Origin of the sequence: Roseateles aquatilis, assembly GCF_002205645.1 — a bacterium.
Classification (GTDB): Bacteria; Pseudomonadota; Gammaproteobacteria; order Burkholderiales; family Burkholderiaceae_C; genus Roseateles; species Roseateles aquatilis.
This window is the reverse complement of record NZ_NIOF01000023.1, coordinates 12443-33990: the sequence shown is the minus strand read 5'-3', so window position 1 is coordinate 33990 and position 21548 is coordinate 12443. Positions and strand designations below refer to the sequence as shown.

Annotated in this window: 21 protein-coding genes; 13 read left to right on the top strand and 8 right to left on the bottom strand. The window is 70.5% G+C overall.

Annotation, left to right across the window (positions count from 1 at the left end):
* Window positions 1–212: 212 nt before the first annotated feature.
* A complete protein-coding gene (locus CDN99_RS27020; protein ID WP_375134528.1) occupies window positions 213–752 on the top strand; it encodes an Lrp/AsnC family transcriptional regulator in 540 nt (179 codons plus the stop codon).
* 272 nt (window positions 753–1024) lie between these two features.
* Here the strand turns inward: CDN99_RS27020 and CDN99_RS27010 are convergent, their stop codons facing one another.
* Window positions 1025–1297, bottom strand: coding sequence for a hypothetical protein (locus CDN99_RS27010; protein WP_088388626.1), 273 nt, complete (start codon window positions 1295–1297; stop codon window positions 1025–1027).
* Window positions 1298–1665: 368 nt separating this feature from the next.
* Here CDN99_RS27010 and CDN99_RS27005 point away from each other — a divergent pair, with 368 nt between their 5' ends.
* The 6 genes from CDN99_RS27005 to CDN99_RS26980 all read left to right on the top strand — a co-directional run bounded on the left by CDN99_RS27005 (window position 1666) and on the right by CDN99_RS26980 (window position 6842).
* Entirely contained in the window at window positions 1666–2550 is an 885-nt protein-coding gene (locus tag CDN99_RS27005; RefSeq protein ID WP_088388624.1) for an EamA family transporter, read from the top strand.
* Between the two features lie 11 nt (window positions 2551–2561).
* Window positions 2562–3314 carry a zinc metalloprotease gene (locus tag CDN99_RS27000; protein WP_141101014.1) on the top strand — a complete coding sequence of 251 codons (753 nt, stop codon included), beginning with the start codon at window positions 2562–2564 and terminating at the stop codon, window positions 3312–3314.
* Window positions 3315–3393: 79 nt separating this feature from the next.
* Window positions 3394–4110 carry a hypothetical protein gene (locus CDN99_RS26995; protein ID WP_141101013.1) on the top strand — a complete coding sequence of 239 codons (717 nt, stop codon included), beginning with the start codon at window positions 3394–3396 and terminating at the stop codon, window positions 4108–4110.
* A 97-nt stretch (window positions 4111–4207) separates the two neighbouring features.
* Window positions 4208–5587, top strand: coding sequence for a glycoside hydrolase family 18 protein (locus CDN99_RS26990; RefSeq protein ID WP_088388618.1), 1380 nt, complete (start codon window positions 4208–4210; stop codon window positions 5585–5587).
* 152 nt (window positions 5588–5739) lie between these two features.
* Window positions 5740–6090, top strand: coding sequence for a methylglyoxal synthase (locus CDN99_RS26985; protein WP_238139730.1), 351 nt, complete (start codon window positions 5740–5742; stop codon window positions 6088–6090).
* 53 nt (window positions 6091–6143) lie between these two features.
* On the top strand, window positions 6144–6842 hold the full coding sequence (locus CDN99_RS26980) for a YciI family protein (RefSeq protein ID WP_088388614.1): 699 nt from the start codon (window positions 6144–6146) through the stop codon (window positions 6840–6842).
* Between the two features lie 161 nt (window positions 6843–7003).
* Here CDN99_RS26980 and CDN99_RS26975 read toward each other — a convergent pair whose 3' ends face one another.
* Together CDN99_RS26975 and CDN99_RS26970 are read right to left on the bottom strand one after the other, a co-directional pair.
* The gene (locus CDN99_RS26975; protein WP_141101012.1) at window positions 7004–8482 is read right to left on the bottom strand and encodes a M20/M25/M40 family metallo-hydrolase; all 1479 of its coding nucleotides are present in this window, start codon (window positions 8480–8482) and stop codon (window positions 7004–7006) included.
* A gap of 87 nt (window positions 8483–8569) precedes the next feature.
* Window positions 8570–9241, bottom strand: coding sequence for a dienelactone hydrolase family protein (locus CDN99_RS26970; protein WP_088388612.1), 672 nt, complete (start codon window positions 9239–9241; stop codon window positions 8570–8572).
* An 88-nt stretch (window positions 9242–9329) separates the two neighbouring features.
* On the opposite strand from CDN99_RS26970, the gene CDN99_RS26965 reads away from it, so the two are divergent.
* Together CDN99_RS26965 and CDN99_RS26960 are read left to right on the top strand one after the other, a co-directional pair.
* Window positions 9330–10283, top strand: coding sequence for a DUF2157 domain-containing protein (locus tag CDN99_RS26965; RefSeq protein ID WP_238139728.1), 954 nt, complete (start codon window positions 9330–9332; stop codon window positions 10281–10283).
* On the top strand, window positions 10280–11905 hold the full coding sequence (locus CDN99_RS26960; RefSeq protein ID WP_088388608.1) for a GDYXXLXY domain-containing protein: 1626 nt from the start codon (window positions 10280–10282) through the stop codon (window positions 11903–11905). The genes CDN99_RS26965 and CDN99_RS26960 overlap by 4 nt, the downstream gene beginning before the upstream one ends.
* A 113-nt stretch (window positions 11906–12018) precedes the next feature.
* On the opposite strand, the gene CDN99_RS28840 is transcribed toward CDN99_RS26960, so the two are convergent.
* A complete protein-coding gene (locus tag CDN99_RS28840; RefSeq protein ID WP_088388606.1) occupies window positions 12019–12288 on the bottom strand; it encodes a hypothetical protein in 270 nt (89 codons plus the stop codon).
* 63 nt (window positions 12289–12351) lie between these two features.
* On the opposite strand from CDN99_RS28840, the gene CDN99_RS26950 reads away from it, so the two are divergent.
* Window positions 12352–12633, top strand: a complete 282-nt coding sequence (locus tag CDN99_RS26950) for a DUF427 domain-containing protein (RefSeq protein ID WP_088388604.1) — start codon at window positions 12352–12354, stop codon at window positions 12631–12633.
* On the opposite strand, the gene mltA is transcribed toward CDN99_RS26950, so the two are convergent.
* From mltA to apaG, 3 genes are all read right to left on the bottom strand, one after another.
* Complete coding sequence (gene mltA / locus CDN99_RS26945) at window positions 12623–13822, bottom strand: murein transglycosylase A (RefSeq protein WP_238139727.1); 1200 nt, start codon at window positions 13820–13822, stop codon at window positions 12623–12625. The two genes, CDN99_RS26950 and mltA, sit on opposite strands and share 11 nt — an antisense overlap.
* A gap of 283 nt (window positions 13823–14105) precedes the next feature.
* Complete coding sequence (gene tlpB / locus CDN99_RS26940) at window positions 14106–16133, bottom strand: transporter-like protein TlpB (protein WP_088388600.1); 2028 nt, start codon at window positions 16131–16133, stop codon at window positions 14106–14108.
* Window positions 16133–16507, bottom strand: a complete 375-nt coding sequence (apaG, locus tag CDN99_RS26935) for a Co2+/Mg2+ efflux facilitator ApaG/CorD (protein WP_088388598.1) — start codon at window positions 16505–16507, stop codon at window positions 16133–16135. Before apaG ends, tlpB begins: the two co-directional genes overlap by 1 nt.
* 258 nt (window positions 16508–16765) lie before the next feature.
* Between apaG and CDN99_RS26930 the strand changes: the two genes are divergently transcribed.
* The 3 genes from CDN99_RS26930 (at window position 16766) to CDN99_RS26920 (ending at window position 18739) form a co-directional block, all read left to right on the top strand.
* Window positions 16766–17470: a substrate-binding periplasmic protein gene (locus tag CDN99_RS26930; protein WP_158218980.1), complete on the top strand. Its 705-nt coding sequence runs from the start codon at window positions 16766–16768 to the stop codon at window positions 17468–17470.
* Window positions 17471–17547: 77 nt separating this feature from the next.
* Entirely contained in the window at window positions 17548–18234 is a 687-nt protein-coding gene (gene rpe, locus CDN99_RS26925; RefSeq protein WP_088388660.1) for a ribulose-phosphate 3-epimerase, read from the top strand.
* 28 nt (window positions 18235–18262) lie between these two features.
* Window positions 18263–18739, top strand: a complete 477-nt coding sequence (locus tag CDN99_RS26920; RefSeq protein WP_202820326.1) for a low molecular weight protein-tyrosine-phosphatase — start codon at window positions 18263–18265, stop codon at window positions 18737–18739.
* A 26-nt stretch (window positions 18740–18765) separates the two neighbouring features.
* Here CDN99_RS26920 and CDN99_RS26915 read toward each other — a convergent pair whose 3' ends face one another.
* Window positions 18766–21450 (bottom strand): hypothetical protein, encoded by a 2685-nt coding sequence (locus CDN99_RS26915; RefSeq protein ID WP_088388594.1) that lies wholly within the window; start codon window positions 21448–21450, stop codon window positions 18766–18768.
* Window positions 21451–21548: the final 98 nt, after the last annotated feature.

The following is a 21548-nucleotide window of genomic DNA, read 5'->3' as shown; positions in this document are numbered from 1 at the left end:
CGATCCCCGCTTGTGGCCGGGACCGTTTGCCGTTGCTGCCGACGCGCCAAGTATGGCGTCGCGCGCGAAATTTCGCGTCAGGCAGTGTAGGAAACAATGCCCGGCGAGTGCTTGCTCGTTCTGCCCTGCCGACCCTCGTTTGAGCAAGAATCTTTCCCACAACCGAGGAATGGATTCATATGGCATCGAAAAACGGGCATTCAGGGAAAACCATGAGGCGTCCGGAGGGCTCCGTGCCCGTTCCCGGGCCGGACGACGACGGCCCCGCCGGCGGCGAGCTGGACCGGTATCACGTGGCGATCCTGGCCGAGCTGCAGCGCGAGGCGCGGCTGTCCAACGCGGAGCTGGCGGCACGCATCGGCCTGTCGCCCGCGCCGACGTGGCGGCGGGTGCGCTGGCTGGAGGAGCAGGGCTTCATCACCGGCTACCGGGCCGAGATCGACCGCCGCAAGATCGGCCTGGGCGTGCTGGCCTTCGTCCGGGTGGATGCGGACCGCAACAACGGCGCGGCGACCAAGCAGCTGGAGGAGGCGATCCGCCAGTTGCCCGAGGTCATCGCCTGCCACTACATCAGCGGCGCCGGGACCTTCGAGCTGGAGGTGATGGCGACCGACCTGGACGCGTTCAGCCGGTTCTCGATCGACACGCTGCTCAACCTGCCGAACGTGAAGGACATCCACACGAGCTTCTCGCTCGGCGAGGTCAAGGCCAGCGGGGCGCTGCCGTTGGGGCATTTGAAGCCGAAGGGATAGCGGGTTCGGCGGGGCGGTCCAAGGCGTAGGGGCCGCGAGACTGGCGTCCGCGGCCCCATCGCGGTCAACAGTCCTTGTTGAATCCTTGGACCAGGTACTGCAAGGCCCGCAGGACCACCACGAGGAGAACGGCAGTCGTCGCCCATTGGAGGGCGTCGGGCCATTCCCCATACAGCGCCCTATGGATCGGCCCGAAGAGGGCTCCGCCACCGAGCGCGGTGTTGAGGCTCCAGCGCGAGGCGGGAGGAGGCGATTTGGATCTCATGGCTGCCTCAAGTCTTCATGCACATGAACTCTTTCGGGTCGTGCACCATCCCGCCGGCGATAAAGCCGCCGATGCCGCCGCCGATGAAGCCGAGCGCGAATCCAACCCCCGCGCCGGGCCCGGCGACCGCACCACCGATGCCGCCAGCAATGCCGGTGCTGATGGCCCCCGTCCAGCCGCCCACGATCGCGGCCTCCATGTTCCATCCTCCGGATACCAGGTCGATCTCGTCGGCGGTCAGTTCGCGAAACTCGCCTGGAGTGATGTCCATCGTCGTCATTCAAGCTCTCCATCAAGGTTGACATTGCGCAGCGCCGCTGGGGGCGATGCGCGCTTGGCGGCTGGCGGTGACAGGTCTTGCCAACCGTCGCCACGACCTTAGAAGGGCTCGCCCGGGCCAGGCCATAGGGAAGATTTACATCACATCGACAAGTCGGCCAGGCCCACCGCCATCGGTCAGAAATGGCACCCGATCACTGACTGGAATGTGTGGAAGATGAAGCCGGGCGCTTCCTGCGCTGTTGCGCGATCCCCGATTCATGTAGGGGGCCGAGGCGCTGTATCGGTCGCACTCCCGTGACCCTGTATGGGTCGTGACCGGGGTCCGACTGGCATAGTCGGCGGTCCCCCTCGCATCCCCGGGCCGCCATGACGCTACCGCTCCGACACTTCCTGCTCGCGCTGTGCGTCGTCGCGATCTGGGGCAGCAACTTCGTCGTGATCCGCTGGGGCCTGGACGCGTTCCCGCCGCTGCTGTTCGCGGCGCTGCGGTTCACGCTGGCGACCGTGCCGGCGATCTTCTTCCTTCCTCGGCCCAAGGTCGGTTGGCGCAACCTCGCGGCCTACGGCGCCTTCGTCGGCGTCGGGCAGTTCGGGCTGCTGTATCTGGCGATGCGCTCGCAGATTTCTCCGGGGCTCGCCTCCCTGGTGATCCAGACGCAGGTGTTCTTCACGCTGCTGCTGGCGATGCGGACCTCGGGCGAGCGCGTGCAGGGTTTCCAGTGGTTCGCGCTCGCGATGGCCGCGGCAGGCATCGGCGTCATCGCGTCCCACACCGACGGCACCACCACCGTGCTCGGGCTCGCGATGGTGCTGATCGCGGCGCTCAGCTGGTCCAGCGGCAACATCGTCGGCAAGCGTGCCGGCAGCGTGAACATGCTCGCCTACGTCGTCTGGAGCAGCGCCTTCGCCGCGCCGCCGCTGTTCCTGCTGTCCTTCGTCGTCGAAGGCCCCGCGCGGATGGGCGACGCGCTGGCCGGAGCCAACCTCGGCGCCTGGGGCGCGGTGCTGTGGCAGGCGGTCGGCAATACGCTGTTCGGCTACGGCGCGTGGAGCTGGCTGCTGTCGCGCCACCCCGCCGCGACCATCGTGCCGATGGCGCTGCTGGTGCCGGTGTTCGGCATGAGCTGCTCGGCGTTGTTGCTCGGCGAGGGCTTGCCGCCGTGGAAGCTGATGGCGGCGGCGCTCGTCATCAGCGGGCTCGCCATCAACCTGCTGTGGCCGCGCCTGCGCGGCGCGCTGAAGGCAGCGTGATGGGCTGGCTGATGCGAGTCCTCGCCCGTTGCCAATGGGTGCCGGCCATCGTCGCGATGGCGCTCGTCTTGCCGTCGCTGTCTTCCGCGCAGTTGGTGCCGCCGGCCGGCAAGCCCACGCCTGCCGCATCGACCGGTTCGTCGGCGACGACCGCGCTGCCTTCCGTGCGCGACCAGGAGATCGTCCAATGCCTGCCCGGCGAGATCCGCACCTGGGGCGACGGTCGCGACCGGCCGATCCAGACGCGCTCGTTGCGCTTCGCCTACCGCCATGACGGCGCGCCGCTCTGGTTCAGCGAGCCGCAGGTGTTGGCGCTGGTGCGCAAGTCCGCCGAGGCCTGGTCCGCCTGCGGGCTGCAGATCGCGGTGATCGCGATCCCGCGCGGCCAGGTGCCGCCGGAGGATGCCATCCAGATTCTCTGGAGCGACACCGGCAGCCGCGGCCAGTTCGCGCTGGCCAATGTGACCGCGCGCAGCCTGTCCATCGGCCCCGCCCTCTTCGCGCTGCTGCGCGAGCGCAACCCGAAGTACCCGTCCGACCAGACGCTGCAGATGGTGCTGTCCCACGAGATGGGCCACTTCTTCGGCCTGATGGCGCATTCGAAGCGCTGCGTCGACACGATGTCCTATTACGACAACGGCAAGGGCGAACGCTGCGCGCTGCGCGATCCCAGGAGCTGGGGCTCGGTCGTCGAGTACCGCTCCATCCTACCCACCGCCTGCGACATCGACCGCTGCCGCGCGCTGAACGGACCCGGCCGTTGAGCCGCGGGCGCGGGGCGGTGGGCGGTGGGCGGCGGGCGGCGGTAGCGTCCGTCCGGGCCCGCGGCGTATGCTGCCGCGCATGAACGCTCACCGACGTTTCTTCCCGCGCGCCGCCATGGCGCTGACCACCGCCGTGCTGCTGGCCGGGAGCGCCGTCGGCCCCGCGCTGGCCCAGGGCACGCGGCAGAACCTGCTCGTCGAGCTGCGCTGGGTCGAGCAGGAGCTCAGCGCCGCCGCCGTCTCCGGCGTGCGTGACGGCGGCACCGTGGTGAGCACCGGCGGCAGCGTGTCCGCGCGCGGCGGGGTCGCGCTCAGCACCGAGAACCGTGAGCAGCGCCTTCAAATGCTGCCGCGCATGATGGTGCTGAACGGCTCGCAGGCGTCGTTCACGATGACCGAATCGACCCCGGTGCAGTGGGTGGACGTGGCCGTCGACCGCCAGCAGGGCGCGCAGGACCGCGTGGTCGTCGTTCCGCGTCAGGGCGTCGCCGAACGCGTGCGCGGTTTCAGCGTCAAGCCCAACTGGCCGGGCGGCCGCAGTCCGGTGAACGTGGAGGTCCGCGCCATCGACCAGGCGCAGAACCCGCCAGGCAGCTACGGCACCTCGCTGCCCGATGCGCAGCAGCGTCCGAGCACCGATGTCCTCAGCACCGTGCAGGCGCCGCTGGGCGCCTGGGTCACCATCGCGCGCACCGGCAGCGTCGCCACCACCGCCGGCCGCGGGGTCTACAGCACCCGCGACGCGGAGGTGCAGAAACTGCGGGAACTCCAGCTCCGCGTCGAACTGGCTCCATGAAGGTTTCTTCTTGAGCGGTGATTCGGTCAAATTGGTATTTGACTGGTTCTATTTTTGAGACCAATCCGCTAAGCTGCGGCGTCCATTGGAGGCCCGCATGTCCGTTCGACCGACCCCTCGATCTTTCCCCCGTTCCCTGAACGCCGCGTTGACCGGCGCGATGCTCGCCGGCCTGGCGACGCTGGGCGCCGGTTTCGCCGCGTGCGCCATCGCGGCCACGCCGTCGCCGTCGGCCGCGGAAGACGCCGGGTATGCGCTCTTCGGCGGCAAGCCGGTCGAGTTCGAGCGCACTGGCGGCAAGATCGTCGGCGTCTACGTGCCGAACTGGGAGCCGGTCGAGCTGATCGAGCGCGTCCCGCCGCAAAGCCTGACCCACGTCCTGTACGCCTTCCTGCGTCTGTGCGGCCCCGGCCAGTTGGAAAAGGACGCGGCCAAGTGCGTCGGCAAGCGCGACTTCGAGATCGGCACCGGTCCCGTGGACGAGCGCTTCAACGCCGCCTTCCTGCGCTACAAGCAGCGCGCGCCTCACCTGAAGATCGTGGCGTCGGTGGGGGGCTGGGCCGGGTCCGATCCGATCTTCCACATGGCCGACGATCCGGCGCGGCGCGCGGTCTTCGCGGCCTCGGCGCAGCGCTTCCTGCGCGAGCATCCGGCGTTCGACGGCATCGACATCGACTGGGAGCACCCGGGCAACAACGGCGCGCCCAACGGCGTGCAGCTCGGCAGCCCGCGCGACGGGCAGGCCTACGCGGACCTGATGACCGACATGCGCCGCGCGCTGGACGCGCTGACCGCGGAGACCGGCCGGCCCTATCTGCTGACGTCGGCGGTGAATCCGATGTCGTCGATCGTGAGCCACATCAACTTCAAGCAGGCGTCCGGTCCGCTCGATCTGGTGTTCATGATGAGCTACGACTTCTACGGCGGCTGGTCGTCGGTGGCGGGCCACCACAGCACGCTGAAGAGCTCCGGCGCGGACACCGACGACAGCCTGGAGCGCGCCGTCCGCAACCTCGAATCGGCCGGCATGCCCCGCGCCAAGCTGGTGGCCGGCGTCGCGATGTACGGCCGCGGCTTCACCGGCGTCACCGTGCCCAAGGCCGGTTCGGCCAAGACCGCCGCCTACCCCGGCGGCGAGGGTGCGCAGAGTTACCGCGAGATCGCCAGCCGCCTGCTGGACACGCGTGGCAACGGCAAGCAGGGCTACCGGACCGAGTGGGATCCGGTCACGCAGTCCTGGTCGTTGTTCAATCCCAAGTTGCGGCTCTGGATGGGTTACGACGATCCGCGCGCGGTGTTGCTCAAGGGCCGCTACGCGCGTGGTCACGGCCTGGCCGGGGTCTTCGCCTGGGAGCTGAGCCAGGACAACGGCGACGTGTTGAACGCGATGAACCGCGGCGTCGGCAACCTCGTGCTGGCCCCGGCCGAACGTCCGCCCCGCGCCTCGGCGGCGACGCAGAAAGAACCGCGGCCGTAACTCGTGGCGGCCCACGCCGGCCTACCATCGCTGCCATGACCGCACCGATCTCCGCTTCCCCGGCGGCGTCTCTCGACGTCGACGCCTTCGAGCCCACCGTGCCGGCGCGCCTGCGCATCGCCCTGATCGCCCACGACGGCAAGAAGGACGAGATGGTGATGCTGGCCACCGAGTTCGCCGACTTCCTGGGCGGCTGCGAGCTGGTCGCCACCGGCACGACGGGCCTGCGGCTGCATGCCGAGGTGGGTCTGCACGTCGAGCGCATGCTGTCCGGGCCGCTGGGCGGGGACCTGCAGATTGGCGCGCGGCTGGCGGTGGGCGGCGTCGACGCGGTGGTCTTCCTGCGCGACCCGATGACGCCGCAGCCGCACGAGCCCGACATCAACGCGCTGGTCCGCGCCTGCGACGTGCACGACGTGGCCTGCGCGACCAACGTCACCAGCGGTCGGTTGATGCTGCGCTCGCTGCAAGCCCTTCACGCGGGGCCGGACGCGGCGGGGTAGAGTCACCCGGACCCGGGCCGCCAACGGGCCCGGAGACGTCCGAGGAGACTCCCATGCAACGACGTTCCCTGATCGCGGGCGCGGTGGCGTTGACGGCGCTGCCGTCGATTGCCCCGTCCCTGCACGCGCAACCGCAGGCCGTTTCGCCCACCCCGGAGCAGCCGGGTCCCGGCCAGGACTGGTTCATCTTCCTGGAGACCGGCCGTCCGGTGCCTGACGACAAGGCCGCCGTCGACGCCATGCAACGCGGCCACCTGGACAACTTCAAGCGCCTCTTCGCCGACGGCAAGCTCTTCGCCGCCGGGCCGATGCGGGACCCGGCCAAGGTCAAGCGCGGCATCGTCGTCGTCAAGGCGCCGAGCCGCGCGGTGCTGATGAGCTACTTCCAGCCCGACGAGTACGTGCGCGACGGCTACATGACCGTCAACGCGCAGCCCGCCGTCGTGCATCAGGCGCTTCACCACACCGGCATCGACCCGAACGGCATCGAGGAGAACCGCATCGTCCTGTTCAGCCGCGCCGAGCCGCGCGACCGCGACGCGGTGCCGGTCTTCCTGCAACGCGCGCTGGACGAGGGCGCCATCGGCGCCTGGTACTCCCTGGAGGACGGGCCGGTGTCCGAAGTCGTCTTCATGCGCGGCACCGACGAGACCGCGCTGCGCAAGACGATGGTCGAGTACCCCGGCCTCACCGACCAGCGCGCGACGATGAAGATCTGGCCGCAGTGGTTGGGGAAGGGCGTGCTTCGGTAGCGCGACGCCAGTCGCGACGCCTGGTTGATGGAATGACCAGCGCGCCGGATTCTGGTCAATATATTGACCAAATGAGCGCGCGGGGTGCCATCTGGGCCTCAACCGCGCGCGACGCCGGGCACGCCTTACCCGAAGGCTGAGGCGTCCCATCCTGCGTCATATCACCGCGCCAGCGGCAACGGATAACTCGCCAGGCTCGCGTGCCCCGACACCGACACCGCCTGCACGCCGAAGATCAGGTTGTCCTTGGACAGCGGCAGCGTGACCGTCGTGACGTTGCCGACGTCCTTCGCGCCCTCCCATTGCTGGGACTCGCTGCGGCGCCAGACGATGCGGTAGCCCGCCAGTTCGGGGTCGGCACTCGCGGCCCATTGCAGCGTCGTGTCGTTGGTCAGCTCGCGCGCGTCGATGCGCGCGCCCTTCACCGGTGCCGGCGCCCAGGCCAGCGTGGCCAGGCCGGCGAGGTTGATGCGCGCCACGTCCGCCACGTAGGCGAAGTCGACGAACTCCGGCAGGTCGCCGTAGACGACGCCGTTCTCGGTGCGCAGGTTCTGATGCTGGTGACGGAAGTCCTCGAAGGGCTCGGAGAAACGCACCGCCGTGTAGCCGCGCTCCAGGAAGGGCAGGTGGTCGCCACCGCGCAGGTAGCGGTCGCGGCGATGGATCAGGTCGACCTTGAAGCCGGGCAGGTATCGCTCGCCCTCGGCCTTCAGGTGGCGGCCGAACTGCTGCGTCGGCAGGTCGTCGCCGCCGCCGGCCACCGCCAGCGGCTGCAACTGCGCGCGGATCGCGGCGTTGGTCTTGACCTCGTCCTCGTTGGCCGGGCTATTGCTGTTGGCGTTGACCAGCAAGCGCAGCAGCGGGTCGAAGCCGTCGGCGAACAGCCGCAGCCGCTTCGGATCGTGCTCGCCCTTGTCGCCGCGCGAGCTGCCGACGATGTCGTTGGTGATCATGGCCTCGACGTTCAGGCCCTGCGCGCGGGCGCGGCGGGCCCAATGGCGCGCGCCGAGCAGGCCTTGCTCCTCGCCCGGCACGGCCATGAAGACCAGCGTGGCGTCGAAGCGCTGGCGGGCCATCGCGCAGGCCATCTCCATCACCGCGGCGGTGCCGGAGGCGTCGTCGTTGGCGCCGGGCGCCTCGCCCTTGGCGTCCATCACGTCGCTGTTGCGGGAGTCGTAATGACCGCTCACCACCAGCACGCGCTCGCGCGGCGTGCCAGCCGAGGCGCCCGGCAGCGTCGCCACGACGTTCACCAGCTCCGTGGGCTGCGGCAGGCGCGGGCCGGGCGGCTCGATGAACGCGTCCATCGTGACCTGCAGCCGGCCGCCGGTCTTCGCGCCGCAGTCCTTCAACTGCTGCTCGATCCAGCGACGCGCGGCGCCGATGCCGCGCGTGTCGCTGCGGGTTTCCGACGCCGTGTGGCGCGTCCCGAAGGCGGCCAGCTTGCGGATCGTCTGCTCGACGCGCTGCGCGGAGATGTCCGCCAGCATCGGCGCGATGCGCGGGTCGAGCGCGGGCGTGGCGCGCTCCGGCGGGGCCGGGGTGGCCGCGATCGAGGGCGACGTCGACTGGGCGAAGGCGGCGGTCGTCAGCAGCACCGCCAGGGCGGCGGCGGTCAAGGGCAGGCGGATCGTGGTCATTGGCGGTCGGCTGGGAAGCCCCCGGATCGGGGCGGAACCGCGCGCCGCGCCCGGTCGGCCCGGCGCGCGCGGAAGCGGGCCGGGCGGTCAGCCCAGGTGCTGCTTGAGGAAGTCCATCGTGCGTTGCCAGGCCAGCTCGGCGGCGGCCGCGTCGTAGACCTCGGGGCGGGTCGAATTGGAGAACGCGTGGTCCGCCTCGTAGCGGTGGATGACGGGATGCAGGCCGGCGGATTTCATCCGCTGCTCCAGCGCGTCGACCTTCTCCGGCGTGCACCAGTCGTCGCGCCGGGCGAAGTGGCCGAGCAAGGGCGGCCCGATGCGGGCCGGGTCGGCGAACTCGGTCGGCGGGATGCCGTAGTAGCAGACCGCGGCCTGCAGGTCGGGCACGTGGACGCCCGCGGCGATCGTCAGCGCGCCGCCCATGCAATAGCCCATCACGCCGACCTTGCCGCAGCCGAGCTCGTCGCGCAGGTAGCTCAGCGCGCCTTGCAGGTCCTGCGTCGTCGCGTCGGCGAAGTCCAGGCCGTTCATCATGTGGCTGGCCTCGTCGGCATCGGCGGCGATGCGGCCGCGATACAGGTCCGGCGCCAGCGTCGTGATGCCGGCGGTGGCCAGGCGCTCGGCGATGTCCTTGATGTGCGGCTTCAAGCCCCACCATTCCTGGATGAGGACCATGCCCGGCGCGCCCTGTCCGCCACCGGCCAGGTAGCCGCCGCTGCGTCCGCCGTCGGGGCGGTCGAATTCGATCATCTGTCCCATGGGGAACTCCTTCGCTTGCTGGTCCGTATCATCGGCGCCCACCACGACGACGACCGCCGGTAGCGGTCGCATCCTGCGGGAGGAACCTGTGAGTCTGCACGAGCAGTTGTACCAATGGACGGCCCGGCAGGGCCTGGATGCGACCCGCGCACGACGCTTGCGTGCGTTGAGCGGCGTCGATGATCCGCCGGCCGAGGTCTGGCCCGCGCTGCGGCGCGGCACGGGCGCGTTGGCGGCAGGGTTGATCGGTTTCGGCGTGATCCTGTGGGTCGCGGCGAACTGGGACGAGCTCGGGCGCGGGCTGCGCTTCGGGTTGCTGGAGGCCCTGCTGGCCGTCAGCGCCATCGGCGCCGCGGCCAGGCCCGCCTGGCGCGCGCCGCTGTCCCTGCTCGCGCTGTTGACGCTGGGCGGCTTGCTGGCCTACTTCGGACAGACCTACCAGACCGGCGCGGACCCGTGGCAGCTCTTCGCGCTGTGGGCGGCGCTGGCCCTGCCGCTCGTCTGGGCGGCCCGGTCCGACCTGGCGTGGGCGCCCTGGACGGTCGTGGCGGCGACGGGCATCAGCCTGTGGATGCACACCTTCGGCGGCCATGCCTGGCACTTCACGGCGACGACGGTGCCGGTGCACGCGATCGGCTTCGTCGCGTTCGGCCTGCTGTGCGTGGGCATGGCGCTGCGGCCGGGCGGCGACGCGCAGCCCTGGTCGTGGCGGGTGGCGGTGCTGCTGGCGGTGATCGCAATCTCGGGGACGGCGCTGGGCGGGCTGTTCTCGCGCGACGTGGCGCCGCAGTACCCGCTCGGGCTGGGCGTGATGGCGGTCGGCCTGGTGCTCGCGTGGCGGCGCGCCGAGGTCTACGCGCTGAGCGCGCTCGCGCTGGCCGTCGACACGCTGCTGGTGGCGGGTCTGGCGCGCGTGGTCATCGAGCAGTGGAAGGTCGACATCGGCGGCCTGCTGCTGCTGGGCCTGGCGGCCTGCGGGCTGCTCGCGGCGAGCGTCAGCCTGATCATGCGGCGCGTCTGCGCTTCGGGAGTCCACGCATGAACCCGCGCGACTGGATCGACCGCGCGCGCGCCGAGGGCCTGGCGCCCGCGCAAGCGTCCGAGCCGCCGCGCCCCTGGCCGGTGGTGCTGCTGACGGGGCTGGGCGCCTGGCTGGCGGTACCGCCGTTCCTGGTGATGTTCTTCATGCTGTTCGGCAGCGCCTGGGAAAAGGGCGCGATGGCCTATATCCAGGGCGGCGCGCTGGTCGCGCTGGCGGTCGTGCTGCTGCGCTCGCGCGGGATTCCGCTGTTCCTGGAGCAGGTGGCGGTGCCGCTGCTGCTGACCGGCCTGACCAGCGTCGCCTTCGGGCTGACGCGTGATCTGACGGCACCGCAGGCGGAGGTCGCGGGGCTCGTGATCGCGGTGCTGTTGATCGCGCTGCTGACGCAGAGCTGGCTGCGGCTGCTGCTCGGCGTGGCGGCGGGGTGCTTGGTGGCGCTGGTCGCGGACGAGGGGCTGCGGCAGGACGGGCGAAGCCTCTGGTATCGGGGCGACGGGGTGGCGCTGACGCTGGCCACGCTGCTGCTGATCATCGGTGTGGCGGCGCTCGTGCTTCAGCGAACGGTCGGACGCGAGGCACGCGGGGCATCGGTCGCCGCGGCGGTCGAGCCGGTGCTGGCGGGCTGGTGGCTGGTCGTGTTGGGCCTGTTCATGGCCTCGGCGGGATGGGCCTTCATGGCGCCCGGTGCGTTGCGAGCCTCGATCTTCGAGTCCGGCGCCATGCCCGGTGTCGTCGTGCCGCCGCAGGTGACGGCAGGGGGGTGGTCGGCGCTGCTGGCCGTCGGGGCCGGCGGATGGCTGGCGCGGGTCTGGCGCCCCGCCGCGCCGAGCCGGCTGGTGCTGCCCGGCCTCGTGCTGACGGGCCTGGCGGCGCTGATGCCGGCGCTGGGCGGCTGCCTGCTGCTGCTGGCGCTGATGCTGTCGACCCGGCGCTGGCGCCTCGCGGTGGTGGCGGCAGCGGCGGCGCTGTGGGTGCTCGGGGCCTTTTATTACCAATGGGAACGCCCGCTGGCGGACAAGGCGTTGGCGCTGGTGGCGGCCGGCGCGGTGCTGGCCGCGTGGGCGCATTGGCTGGCGTGGAAGCCCGCGGACGCCGGCCATGCGACGAGGCACCCCGTCACGGTGCGCGGGGCCGGCGCGGTCCTGCTGGCGGGCGCCGTGCTGAGCCTGCTCCTCGTGAACGTGCTCATCATCCAGAAGCAGTACCTCGTCGCGAACGGCAAGCCGGTGTTCGTGGCGTTGGCGCCGGTCGATCCGCGCTCGCTGATGCAGGGCGACTACATGCGGCTGAACTACGCGCTGCCGGGTGTCGGCCCGCGCTGGCGCGACGATGCGGCGCCGCTGCTCTGGGGCGAGCGCCCGCGCGTCGTCGTGACGCTGGATGCGCGCCGCATCGCGCAGGCGCCCCGGCTGCTCGCGCCCGGCGAGGCGCAACCGCCCGGCACGCAGCTGCTGGTCCTCACGGCAAAGGACGGCGGCTGGACCTTCGTGTCGGACGGCTGGTTCTTCAAGGAGGGCGATGCCCGGCGGTGGCAGGCGGCGAAGTACGGGGAGTTCCGCGTCCTCTCCGATGGGCGCGGGCTGTTGGTGCGGGTGGTGGGGGAGGATCTGAAGCCGCTGTGAGCGACAACGATGGGCGGCCAGCCAGCGGCCCCCAGCCCACCCGGTGGGCGCATCGACTCGGTTCCTGAGGCGATCGCGCGGGCTGATCGCCTCACGACGTGCGTGGGACGGGGTCAGGCGCCATCCAGCCCCCGCGGCTCCCCGCCGTCGATCATGAGATCGATCAGTTCACGCAGGAACGCCAGGGCTTCCTCCGCGGTGGCAAAGTAGTATTCGCCGCCCAGGTCGGCCACGTCCCCGTCAGGGCCGATGTGGACCACCGACCAGCCCTCCGCGCCGCCGCCGATGGCGCAGACGCCGAAGCTGCCGGGCGCGAGGTCGCGCGCGGAGCCCGAGGTGATGAAGATGTCCTTGTCGCGGTGGGCGTAATAGCGTTTGAGCAAAGCGGTCCGATCAACCGACGCGCGGTCCCGGGCAGGGGCCGACGTCCAGCAGGAGAAAGACGAATGAAGGCAATCTGGAACGGCGAAGTCATCGCCGAGAGCGACGACACCGTGGTGGTGGAGGGCAATCACTACTTCCCGGTCGACTCGCTGAAGCGCGAGTTCACGACCTTCAGCAACCACCGCACCAGTTGCCCCTGGAAGGGGCAGGCGCACTACTTTAGCCTGATGGTCCACGGCGACATGAACCCCGACGCCGTCTGGTACTACCCCGAGCCCAGCGAGGCCGCGGCCGAGATCAAGGATCGCGTCGCGTTCTGGAAGGGCGTGCAGGTCACCGAGTGACCGGCGCGCCGGTGCCGGGCTCCGCCGGCCGGACGGCCAACGGGCCGCCGCCGTCGCGCGGCCACAGCACCCACAGCCGCAGCGGCTGCTTCATGCGGCCGGCCTGCGCCTCGGCCTGGTCGCCCCAGCCCCAGAAGTAGTCCGCGCGTACCCCGCCGACGATCGCGGCGCCGGTGTCCTGCGCCATCACCAGCCGCCGCAGCGGTGTCGTGGACAGCGGCTCGGTCGTGTCCAGCCAGACCGGCGTGCCGAAGGGGATGCTGGCCTTGTCGACGGCGATCGAGCGTCCCGGCGTCAGCGGCACGCCCTGGCCGCCGCGCGGTCCGACGGCCAGGTCCGGCAGGGGCTCCTCGCGGAAGAAGACGTAGCGCGGGTTGGCCCACATCGCTTCCCTGAGCCGCTGCGGGTTGCGGCGCGCCCAGTCCTTGATGCCGGGCCAGGAGGCCTCGGTCGGTCGCAGCTCGCCTTGCGCGATCAGCCACTGGCCCATCGACCGGTAGGGCTGTTCGTTGTGCCCGGCGAAGGACAGGCGCACCCAGCGGCTCGCGCCGTCGCGCTCCGTGATCCGCAGCCGACCGCTGCCCTGGATCTGCATCACCAGCGCGTCCAGCGGGTCCTGCACCCAGGCCAGGCTCAGCCGGGCCAGCGGGGCGTTGCCTTCGAGCTGCCGGTCGATCTGCTGCCGGGTGTCGTAGGGCTTGCGCTGCGCCAGATCCAGCGGGGGCGAGAGCAAGGGGACGCGGAAGTCGCCCTGCGACTGCCGGCGCGCCTCCAGCTGGGGCTCGTAGTAGCCGGTGATGATGCCCTCGCGCTGGCCGTCCGGGGTCTCGACGCGGTAGGGCTGCAGCGTCTTCATCAGCCACACCATCGCGTCCCAGTCGCCGCCGGGCTGCAACTGGCGGGCCTGCGCGCAGACCGCCGTCCAGCCGGGCATCGGCCTCTCGCAGCCGCGCAGCAGCGCGGGCCACCACTCCAGCGCGCGATCCTGGCCCCAGCCCGGCAGCTCGTTCCACTCGGCGGCGATCCAGCGGGCGCGCTCGCGCGTCAGCACGCGGCGGCCGGTGGTGTCGTCCTCGCCGTTGAGCAGCTTCTCGGGGTCGACGCCCGGGCGCGGCGACGTGGCGCCAGGCGATGTCGACGAACCGGTGGGCGACGGCGACCTCCCGCCGCCGGCCGCGCCTGTCACCACCGCTTGCGAACCCGTCGGTTCCCTCACCATCGGCGGGCCCCCGCAGGCGGACAGCGCGCCTAGAATCGCCAGCGCCGCGCTCCAGCGGCGAGTTCTGCTACGGATCGGACCACGACACATCATGGGCGTGATTTTGCTGGAGGCGCTCGGAGCGCTCGGGCTGCTGATCTTCATCGTCTGGTGGACGATGTTCTCGGGCCGCAAGGGCGGCGAGCGGCCGGACGACCGCGACGCCGCCTGAGGCCCTGGCCGGCGCGGCCCGCGCCGTCGACCGTCCGGGGTCTCACGACTTGGGCGGCACCAGGAAGCTCATCGGCTGACGGCGCAGACGCGTCCAGATCGCGGCGCGGACGCGCTTCTGATCGGCCAGCTTGATGCCGCGCGAACGCAGCGCGACCTTGAACGCCAGGTAGAAGCTGACGCCGACGTTCAGCACGCCGGTGCCCAGGATGCCGATCACGCACAGCCAGAACGGCCAGTGCTTCAGCACGTCCAGGCCCAATGCCCCGGCCGCCGCGGCCAACTGGCCGGTGGACAGCGTGACGTGCCTGACCTCGATTGGCAGGCCGAAGAAACCCAGCAGCGCCGGCACCAGGCCGAGCATCAGGCCCAGGCTGATGTTGGCCGTCAGGCCCGAGATGTTGTCCCGCCACCAGCGCGACCAGCGCCGGGCCCGGTTCGCGCCGAGCCGCGCGACGATGCGCGGGTTCCAGGCGATCGCGCTGTCCAGCCGGTGGAAGACGAACCAGTTCTCGACCCATCCCGCGATCAGGCTGGACGCGAACAGCAACACCCCCGTGAACGCCGCGAAGAACAGCGACGGCCCCAGCACCGTCAGCCCGTGCAGCACATGCTCGGCCTCCTTCGCGCCCACCAGCGGCTTGCCCAGGCTCAGCCACGCGGCCAGTTGCACGACCAGCACCATCGGCGCGGCCAGCGCCAGGTTGCCGATGATGCCGGCGGTCTGCGACCGGAACAGGTGGGCGACCTCGTCGACGAAGGCTTCCAGGCCGTCGGAGCGGTCGATGTGGCGCAGCTTCTCGGCCAGCGCTGGCGCGGTCATCGCGGGTTGCTTGGTCGCGACGGTCCAGTGCATCAGCAGGATCAGCACGAAGCTGCCGGCGTAGTTCACGCCTGCCCAGAAGCCGCCCCAGAACGCGGACAGCCCCAGCGCCATGATGGCGAACTTCATGAAGGTGGTGCCCGCGATCACCAGGCCGCCGCCGCCGGCGCGGCGCAGCATGTCGCCGTACTCGTCGCGGTTGCGGGTGATGTAGTGCTCGCCGGTTTCGGCGCTGCGTTCGGCGACCTTGCGCGCCAGCAGCGAGTAATGCCGCGCGAACAGCGTGCGGATGCTGCGTCGGTCGTGCACCACCGACACCAGGCTCGCCACCAGCCGCAGCAGCTCGCGCCGCGGATGGTCCGCGAGCAGCACCGCCAGCAGGTCCTCGACGCGTCGCAGCCGCGCCTGCATCTGCTCGACGCCGAACATCAGGTCCACCGAGACGCCGTGCTCCTCCAGATGCTCGGGCACCGAGCGCACCGCCGCCCGGCACTCGTCCAGCAGGCCGCGCAGGTACTGCAGCGCGGCGGGCAGGGCGGCGCGGTCGTGCTCGACCAGCGCATGCTCGACGCGCTCCCACGCGGTGGCCAGGTTGCGGAACGGGCGGCTCGCCAGCCGCTTCGGATCCATGCGGGCGCGCAGCGCGCCCGACAGTCCGGCGGCCCGCACCGAGCTGACCAGCACCGTGATCGCGGCGCGCATCTCCTCGCGCCAGTCGCCCTCGGGCGCGCCGGCGAAGAGCAGGCTCAGGCGCTCCAGCAGCTCGTCGTCGACGGCGTTGATCCAGGCCTCGTCGTCCTCGTGCGGGAACAGCAGCTCGAAGAGCTCCGCCAGGTCCCGCGTGTCGGCCGTCTGCGGCAGCAGCCGGCGGCGCAGCCGGCCGAGGAACTCGCCCCACAGCGCCATGCGCGGCGCGAAGCCGACTTCGGCGAACAGGCTGATCGCGTCGACGTCGGCCCACACGCTCGCGATCACCGCGGCGAAGGCCTTGGCATGGTCGGGGTGACGCTCCAGCATGCGGAGTAGGTACTTGAGGCGCCGCACCGGCAGCGGGGCCGGCAAGGTGGCCGGCGCGGCGGTCGAATCGGGCGCCGCGGCGGTGGCCGCCGGCGCGCGGTCGTCCTTGAGCGGCGCGTGCCGCAGCCACTCGATCAGCCGCACCAGCCAGAGGTTGCGCTCGGCCAGCGGCGCCTGCGGATGCGCGGCGTTGAGCAGCGCGGTGAGGTCCCAGCCCTGGCGTCGAAACATCAATGCAGGCTGCCGACGTCGGCGAGCAGGAACTCGGGCACGTCGGCGTAGAAGACGTCGGCCTTGTCGGTGACGCAAAGGAAACGGCCGCTCATCGTGCCCTGCTTGGTTGCGATCTGCGCCCAGGAGCTGTACTGGAATTTCTCGCCCGGCTGCAGCAGCGGCTGATGGCCGACGACGGCCAGGCCATGGACTTCCTGCTCGGCGCCGTTCGCGTCGACGATGGTCCAGTGGCGGCCGACCAACTGGGCGGTGATGTCGCCGCGGTTCTCGATGGTGAGGGTGTAGGTGAACGCGTATTCGCCGCGCTCGGGGAAGGTCTGCTCTGCGAGCGGCTCGACCGCGACGCTGCAATGGAAATGCGGATGTGCCATTTCCCGGATTCTAGGGAAGTGGCGGGTGGGCTATGCTGGCTTCACACAAGACCAACCCGGCGCGCCCGAGGGCGCGGCTATGGCATGGAGACAAGGGACGGAGACCACGCGGCGTCGGACCGCAGGCGGGTCCTCGCGCAAGGTTGCGCGCTGGCTGGCTTGGCCATGCCCTGGCTTGCGCTGCTGGCGGCGACGCCCGGTCCCGTGTCGCCCCCGTCGCCGGCCTCGCCCGGGACCGCGGCTTCCGGGTCTTCGCCCGTGGGTGCCTCCGCGTCGCTGGCGTTGCGCACCGCCGCTCAGGCGGGGTCGCCCGCCAAGTACGGCTCCGGCGATCCGCAGCGTCCCGGCCTGTGCGCCGAGATCGCCGCCGCCGTGCTGCGCGTCGACCCGGACCTGCGCCTGGACGGGCTCGATCAGCAGGTGCCGCTGCGCCGTCTCGAGCTGATGCTGGGCAACGGCGACATCGACGTCTTTTTCTGCCTGCTCGCGTCCGAGCATCGCCGCGCGCTGATGCGCTTCCTGCCGGTGCCGCTGTACCGCGTCCGCCACGTGCTGGCGATGCGGACCAGCGACGCGCGCAATCCGCGCAACTGGGACGAGCTGCGCGCGTTCGCCCGCCGCGATCCGTTGCTGCTGGCGCAGGGCACCAAGCTGTCGACGACGCTGCAGCAGGCCGATGTCGCGTTCCAGGAGACCGCCCGCAGCGACCGCGACGCGCTGCAGATGCTGATGCGGGGGCGTGCCGGCGCGGTCTACGGCCAGGACATCAACCTGCGCCATGCGCTGCGCGCCTCGGGCCTGGAACAGCAGATCCGCATCGGCTCGCTGGCCTTCGAGGAAGACGTCCAGTACGCCGTCGTCTCCCGCCAGTTGCCCGACGCCGCGGCCGATCGCGTGACCGAGCGACTGCGTCAGCTCACCGCATCCGGCGAGATCGCACGCCTGGTGGAACGCTATCGCTGAGGAGGGCGCGCCGGTCGCGGCGGTCTTCCTACAATCGTCGTTTTTCCCCGCCCGCGGCCGTGCCGGCCCGCCTCGCCATGAACCCGCCCATTCACCGCATCGCCCCCAGCATCCTGTCCGCCGATTTCGCCAACCTCGGCGAGGAAGTCCGCAACGTGCTGGCGGCCGGCGCGGACTGGATCCACTTCGACGTGATGGACAACCACTACGTCCCCAACCTGACCTTCGGCCCGATGGTCTGCGAGGCGCTGAAGAAACACGCCATCAAGCCTGATGGCACGCCCGCGCCGATCGACGTCCACCTGATGGTGCAGCCCGTGGACAGCCTGGCCCAGGCCTTCTGCCGCGCCGGCGCGGACCTGGTCAGCTTCCACCCCGACGCCAGCCAGCATGTCGACCGCACGATCCAGCTGATCAAGGGCGAGGGCGCGAAGGCCGGCCTGGTCTTCAACCCCGCCACGCCGCTGGATGTGCTGGAGTGGGTCATCGACAAGGTCGACCTGATCCTGATCATGAGCGTCAATCCCGGCTTCGGCGGCCAGAGCTTCATCCCCAGCGCGCTGAAGAAGCTGCAGCAGGCCCGGGCGATGATCCTGGCCAGCGGCCGCGACATCCGCCTGGAGATCGACGGCGGCGTCAAGGTGGACAACATCCGCGAGATCGCCGACGCGGGCGCCGACACCTTCGTGGCGGGCTCAGCGATCTTCGGCAAGCCCGACTACAAGAGCGTCATCGACGCGATGCGCGCCGAGCTGGCGCGTTGAGCCGGACCGACGAGGGAGCGTTGATCCGGTGACCCGACTGCTGCTTGTCTGCGCGGCCAACCTGTGCCGCTCGCCGATGGCCGAGGCGGTGCTGCGGTTGCGCGCCGCGGAACTGGGCCTGGCCGAGGTGAACTCGGCCGGTGTGTTCGCGTCCTCGCGCGCGCATCCGGTCGACAAGCGCGCGCTGGCGGTACTGGAGCAGCGCGGCTACGGCATGGACCGTCGCTGGCGCTCGCGCAAGGTGCGGACCGAGGACTTCGACAAACACGACCTGATCCTGGCGATGGACCGCGACACGTTGCGCGGACTGCGGGCGATGCGCCCGGCGGTGTCGCCGGCCCGGCTGGGGCTGTTCCTGGCCGGCATGACCGGGCTGGGCGTGGACGAGGTCCCCGACCCGTACTACGGCGCGGGCAACGCCTTCGTGCACGTGCTCGATCTGATCGAGGCGCGCGTCCATACGTGGCCGGGTTCGCTTGCGGTATTCCATCGGAGCGAGGGTTAGGAAAGGCACTTCGAACGGGGCGGCGATCAAAGCACCGTGCATGTCGAGATGTCGGGGCCCAGCGCGGCGGCGATGTCTTCCCGCGTGAAGTCCAGCACCTGCATCACCTCGCGGAGCTCGTCTCGGTGATCGATCACGAGATCGGTCCTTCCCATATCGCGCAGGCCGCGGATCAGCCGGCAGGGCGTCAGGCCGTCCATGCCGATCACGCTGCCGAGCAGTTGGCGGCGCAACAAGGCGATCGCCGGTTCAGGAGGATCCGGGACGATCCTTATGCGCTCCGTTGGACACACGGCGCGCAACCCGGCTTTGATCAGATGGCGTCCCCACGGTTCTCGCAGGAAATCCAGCTGCTGCTGACCAGCGGCCACAGGGCGCCTGAGGGCCGCGGCGGCGTCGGCGACCGAGACGCGGTGGTTCACGCAAAGATCCACGGTCTTGCCGAACCAGAATGAGGTCAACGTCTTCCAGCACCTCAACTCGCGCTCGCCCGCGGGCGGTCGCGCGCGGGCGAGGCTCCACGGGCTGCTCAGCACCGATTGCAGCTCCGCTGGCAGCAGCACGCCGCGGGCCGTCGCCTCCTCCAGCGTGGAAAAGTAGCCCCGAAGGTCGCGAATGGCGCCGGAGCCGAGCGTGTTGTCCAGCAGCGCGATCGCAAGCGCTGGCTCCGACCCGAGGATCATGTCGCGGACTGTCTCGCGCGGCAGGTGGCCCTGCACGACCGCCTTCACAATGAACCGCTGCCACATCTCCAGGCGAGGCAAGCCGAAGCCGGCCAGCAGTGCGGTCAACCCATCAGGCGCAAGCTCCGGGCTCTTGAGTCGTTCGATCAACTGTGAGGACGGGAGGAGGCGATCACGTTGCAGCTCCGCCAGGCCTTCCAGGAAGACATGCACGATGTCGCCGTCGGCCAGGGTCAGGCAGTGGACGAGCGGCACAAGCGCCGGGCTGCTCGTCGTCGTCAGCACGCTCACCAGTTCTTCGGGCGTCAGCGACGGCGGGCGGGCGCGTAGACCCTCCCCCACAGCGCTCCACCAGAGCCTCAGCGGCTGGACGACGGACATCGTGCGCCCGGTCCGCATGTCGCCGACGGCGGACGCAGGGCCGGCAGGCGCCTGGCGTGCCATCAGAGCCGTGGTCAGCAAGTCACTCAATCCGGTCTGCAAGGCCGACGTCGACAGCGCTCCGGATGAGCGCTGGTCCAGAAGGTCCCGGATCTGAGCGGGCGCGATGGAGCGGCGGCCGCGCTCGTCCGTCCACAGGAGCTGTCCGTCCGGCGGGCGCATCGGGTCACGCGCCGCCTGGGCCGATACCCACCAGTCGAGCACGGCGTCATGCCATGGATCCCCGCTCTGCCGACGCGCGATCAGGGCGCCGACCCGGGCCATGCCCAGACGCGCGATCAGTCGATCGCCGATGTTGCCGCTCAGCAGCCACTCGGGCTTCGCCAGGGTGGTCACCATGGCGAGGGAACTGTTCGCGATGGCGGTCTCGACCAACGGCTCGCGCAGGGCGGAGGCATCCACCCGCGCGAGATCGGCGGCATCGACGGGACGTCGATGGCCGCTCTCCTCCATCCAGAACAGTCCGTCGAGCGACTGGAGCCGGCAGCGCATCGTCGGGCCACCGGCGATCGGGACCCATGACCAACCGGCGACCGTTTCGGGACGACAACGTGGGTCGAGGGTGCCCGCCGATCGCATCAGGTCGAGCAAGTGCACGGCGACCAAGCTAGCGTCGGTGAGGCACTCGCCGCCGCCGTCCTCGCTCCGTTCCCTGATCAGGGCATGGCGCGGTGGCGCGGGGCCGAATTCGGTCTCCAGCGGAACGAGGCAGTCCATGACCTGGTCAACGGTCAGACTCGTGATCGGCCCGTGCACACGCACCTTGTCGCGCAGCGCATCGGAGAAACGCTGCAGGTACTCCTCGGCCAGGACGCGGGCCACGGCGCCGGGCGCGATCATCGGCCGCAACGCGGCGGCGCATCGCTGGACGAGTGCGTCGGCATGATGTTTGTGAATGAACCGGTCTTCGGGCAAGGGCCAGGGCAGTTCCAGCGCCTGATAGAGCTTGTGCTTCAGCCCGGCGACGTAGTGACGCTGTGCCAGGCGAGCCTCGACGAACTCGTGCCCATATGTGATCTCGACCGTATCGACGGCGGCCTGCTCGATGATCTGTTCGACGACGCTTCGCCACTTGCCGGGCAAACAGTTCCGGGCTGGATCGAGGCGGCCGAGACAGCATTGCAGGGCCTCGATCGCGCCGGGCGCGCACACCGTCAGTTGCGGTGCCAGTTGTCGCAGCTCCGTGCGCCGGCTCTCGACGCTCAGCCCCGTCTCCCGGATCAGCGAGGCCAACCGGGACAGGCACGGCGCGCCTTGCCCGTACATCAGTCGCGCGTCTTCAGCGCCGTAGGCCAGATGGCGGCCATGGGCGTCGAGATCGAAGAACTTTTGACGCCACGATTCGAGGTGGATCACCGTGTCGACCATGTCGCCCGCGAACTCGACCAGGGCATCGATGTCACGACGGACTTCGGCCTGAAAGCGTGCATGGTCTCGGTGCCGCACGAACTCGGCGACGGTGCCATGGCGTGCCGGGCTGTATGCGACGGGATGATCCGGCACCGCACTCGAGGTGGTCGCGGGCCGGCCGGTGTGCGCGTGCTCGTCCAAGAAGGCGGGGGAGTAGCTATCGCGGATGGGGTGCATGGGCGCGTCAGTGGGAAATTCCCATGGCGTCGCCGAGGTTCTGGCGCGTCTTGGGGAGTCAGAATCGCGCGATTCACAAACGAACTGACGGAGAGACG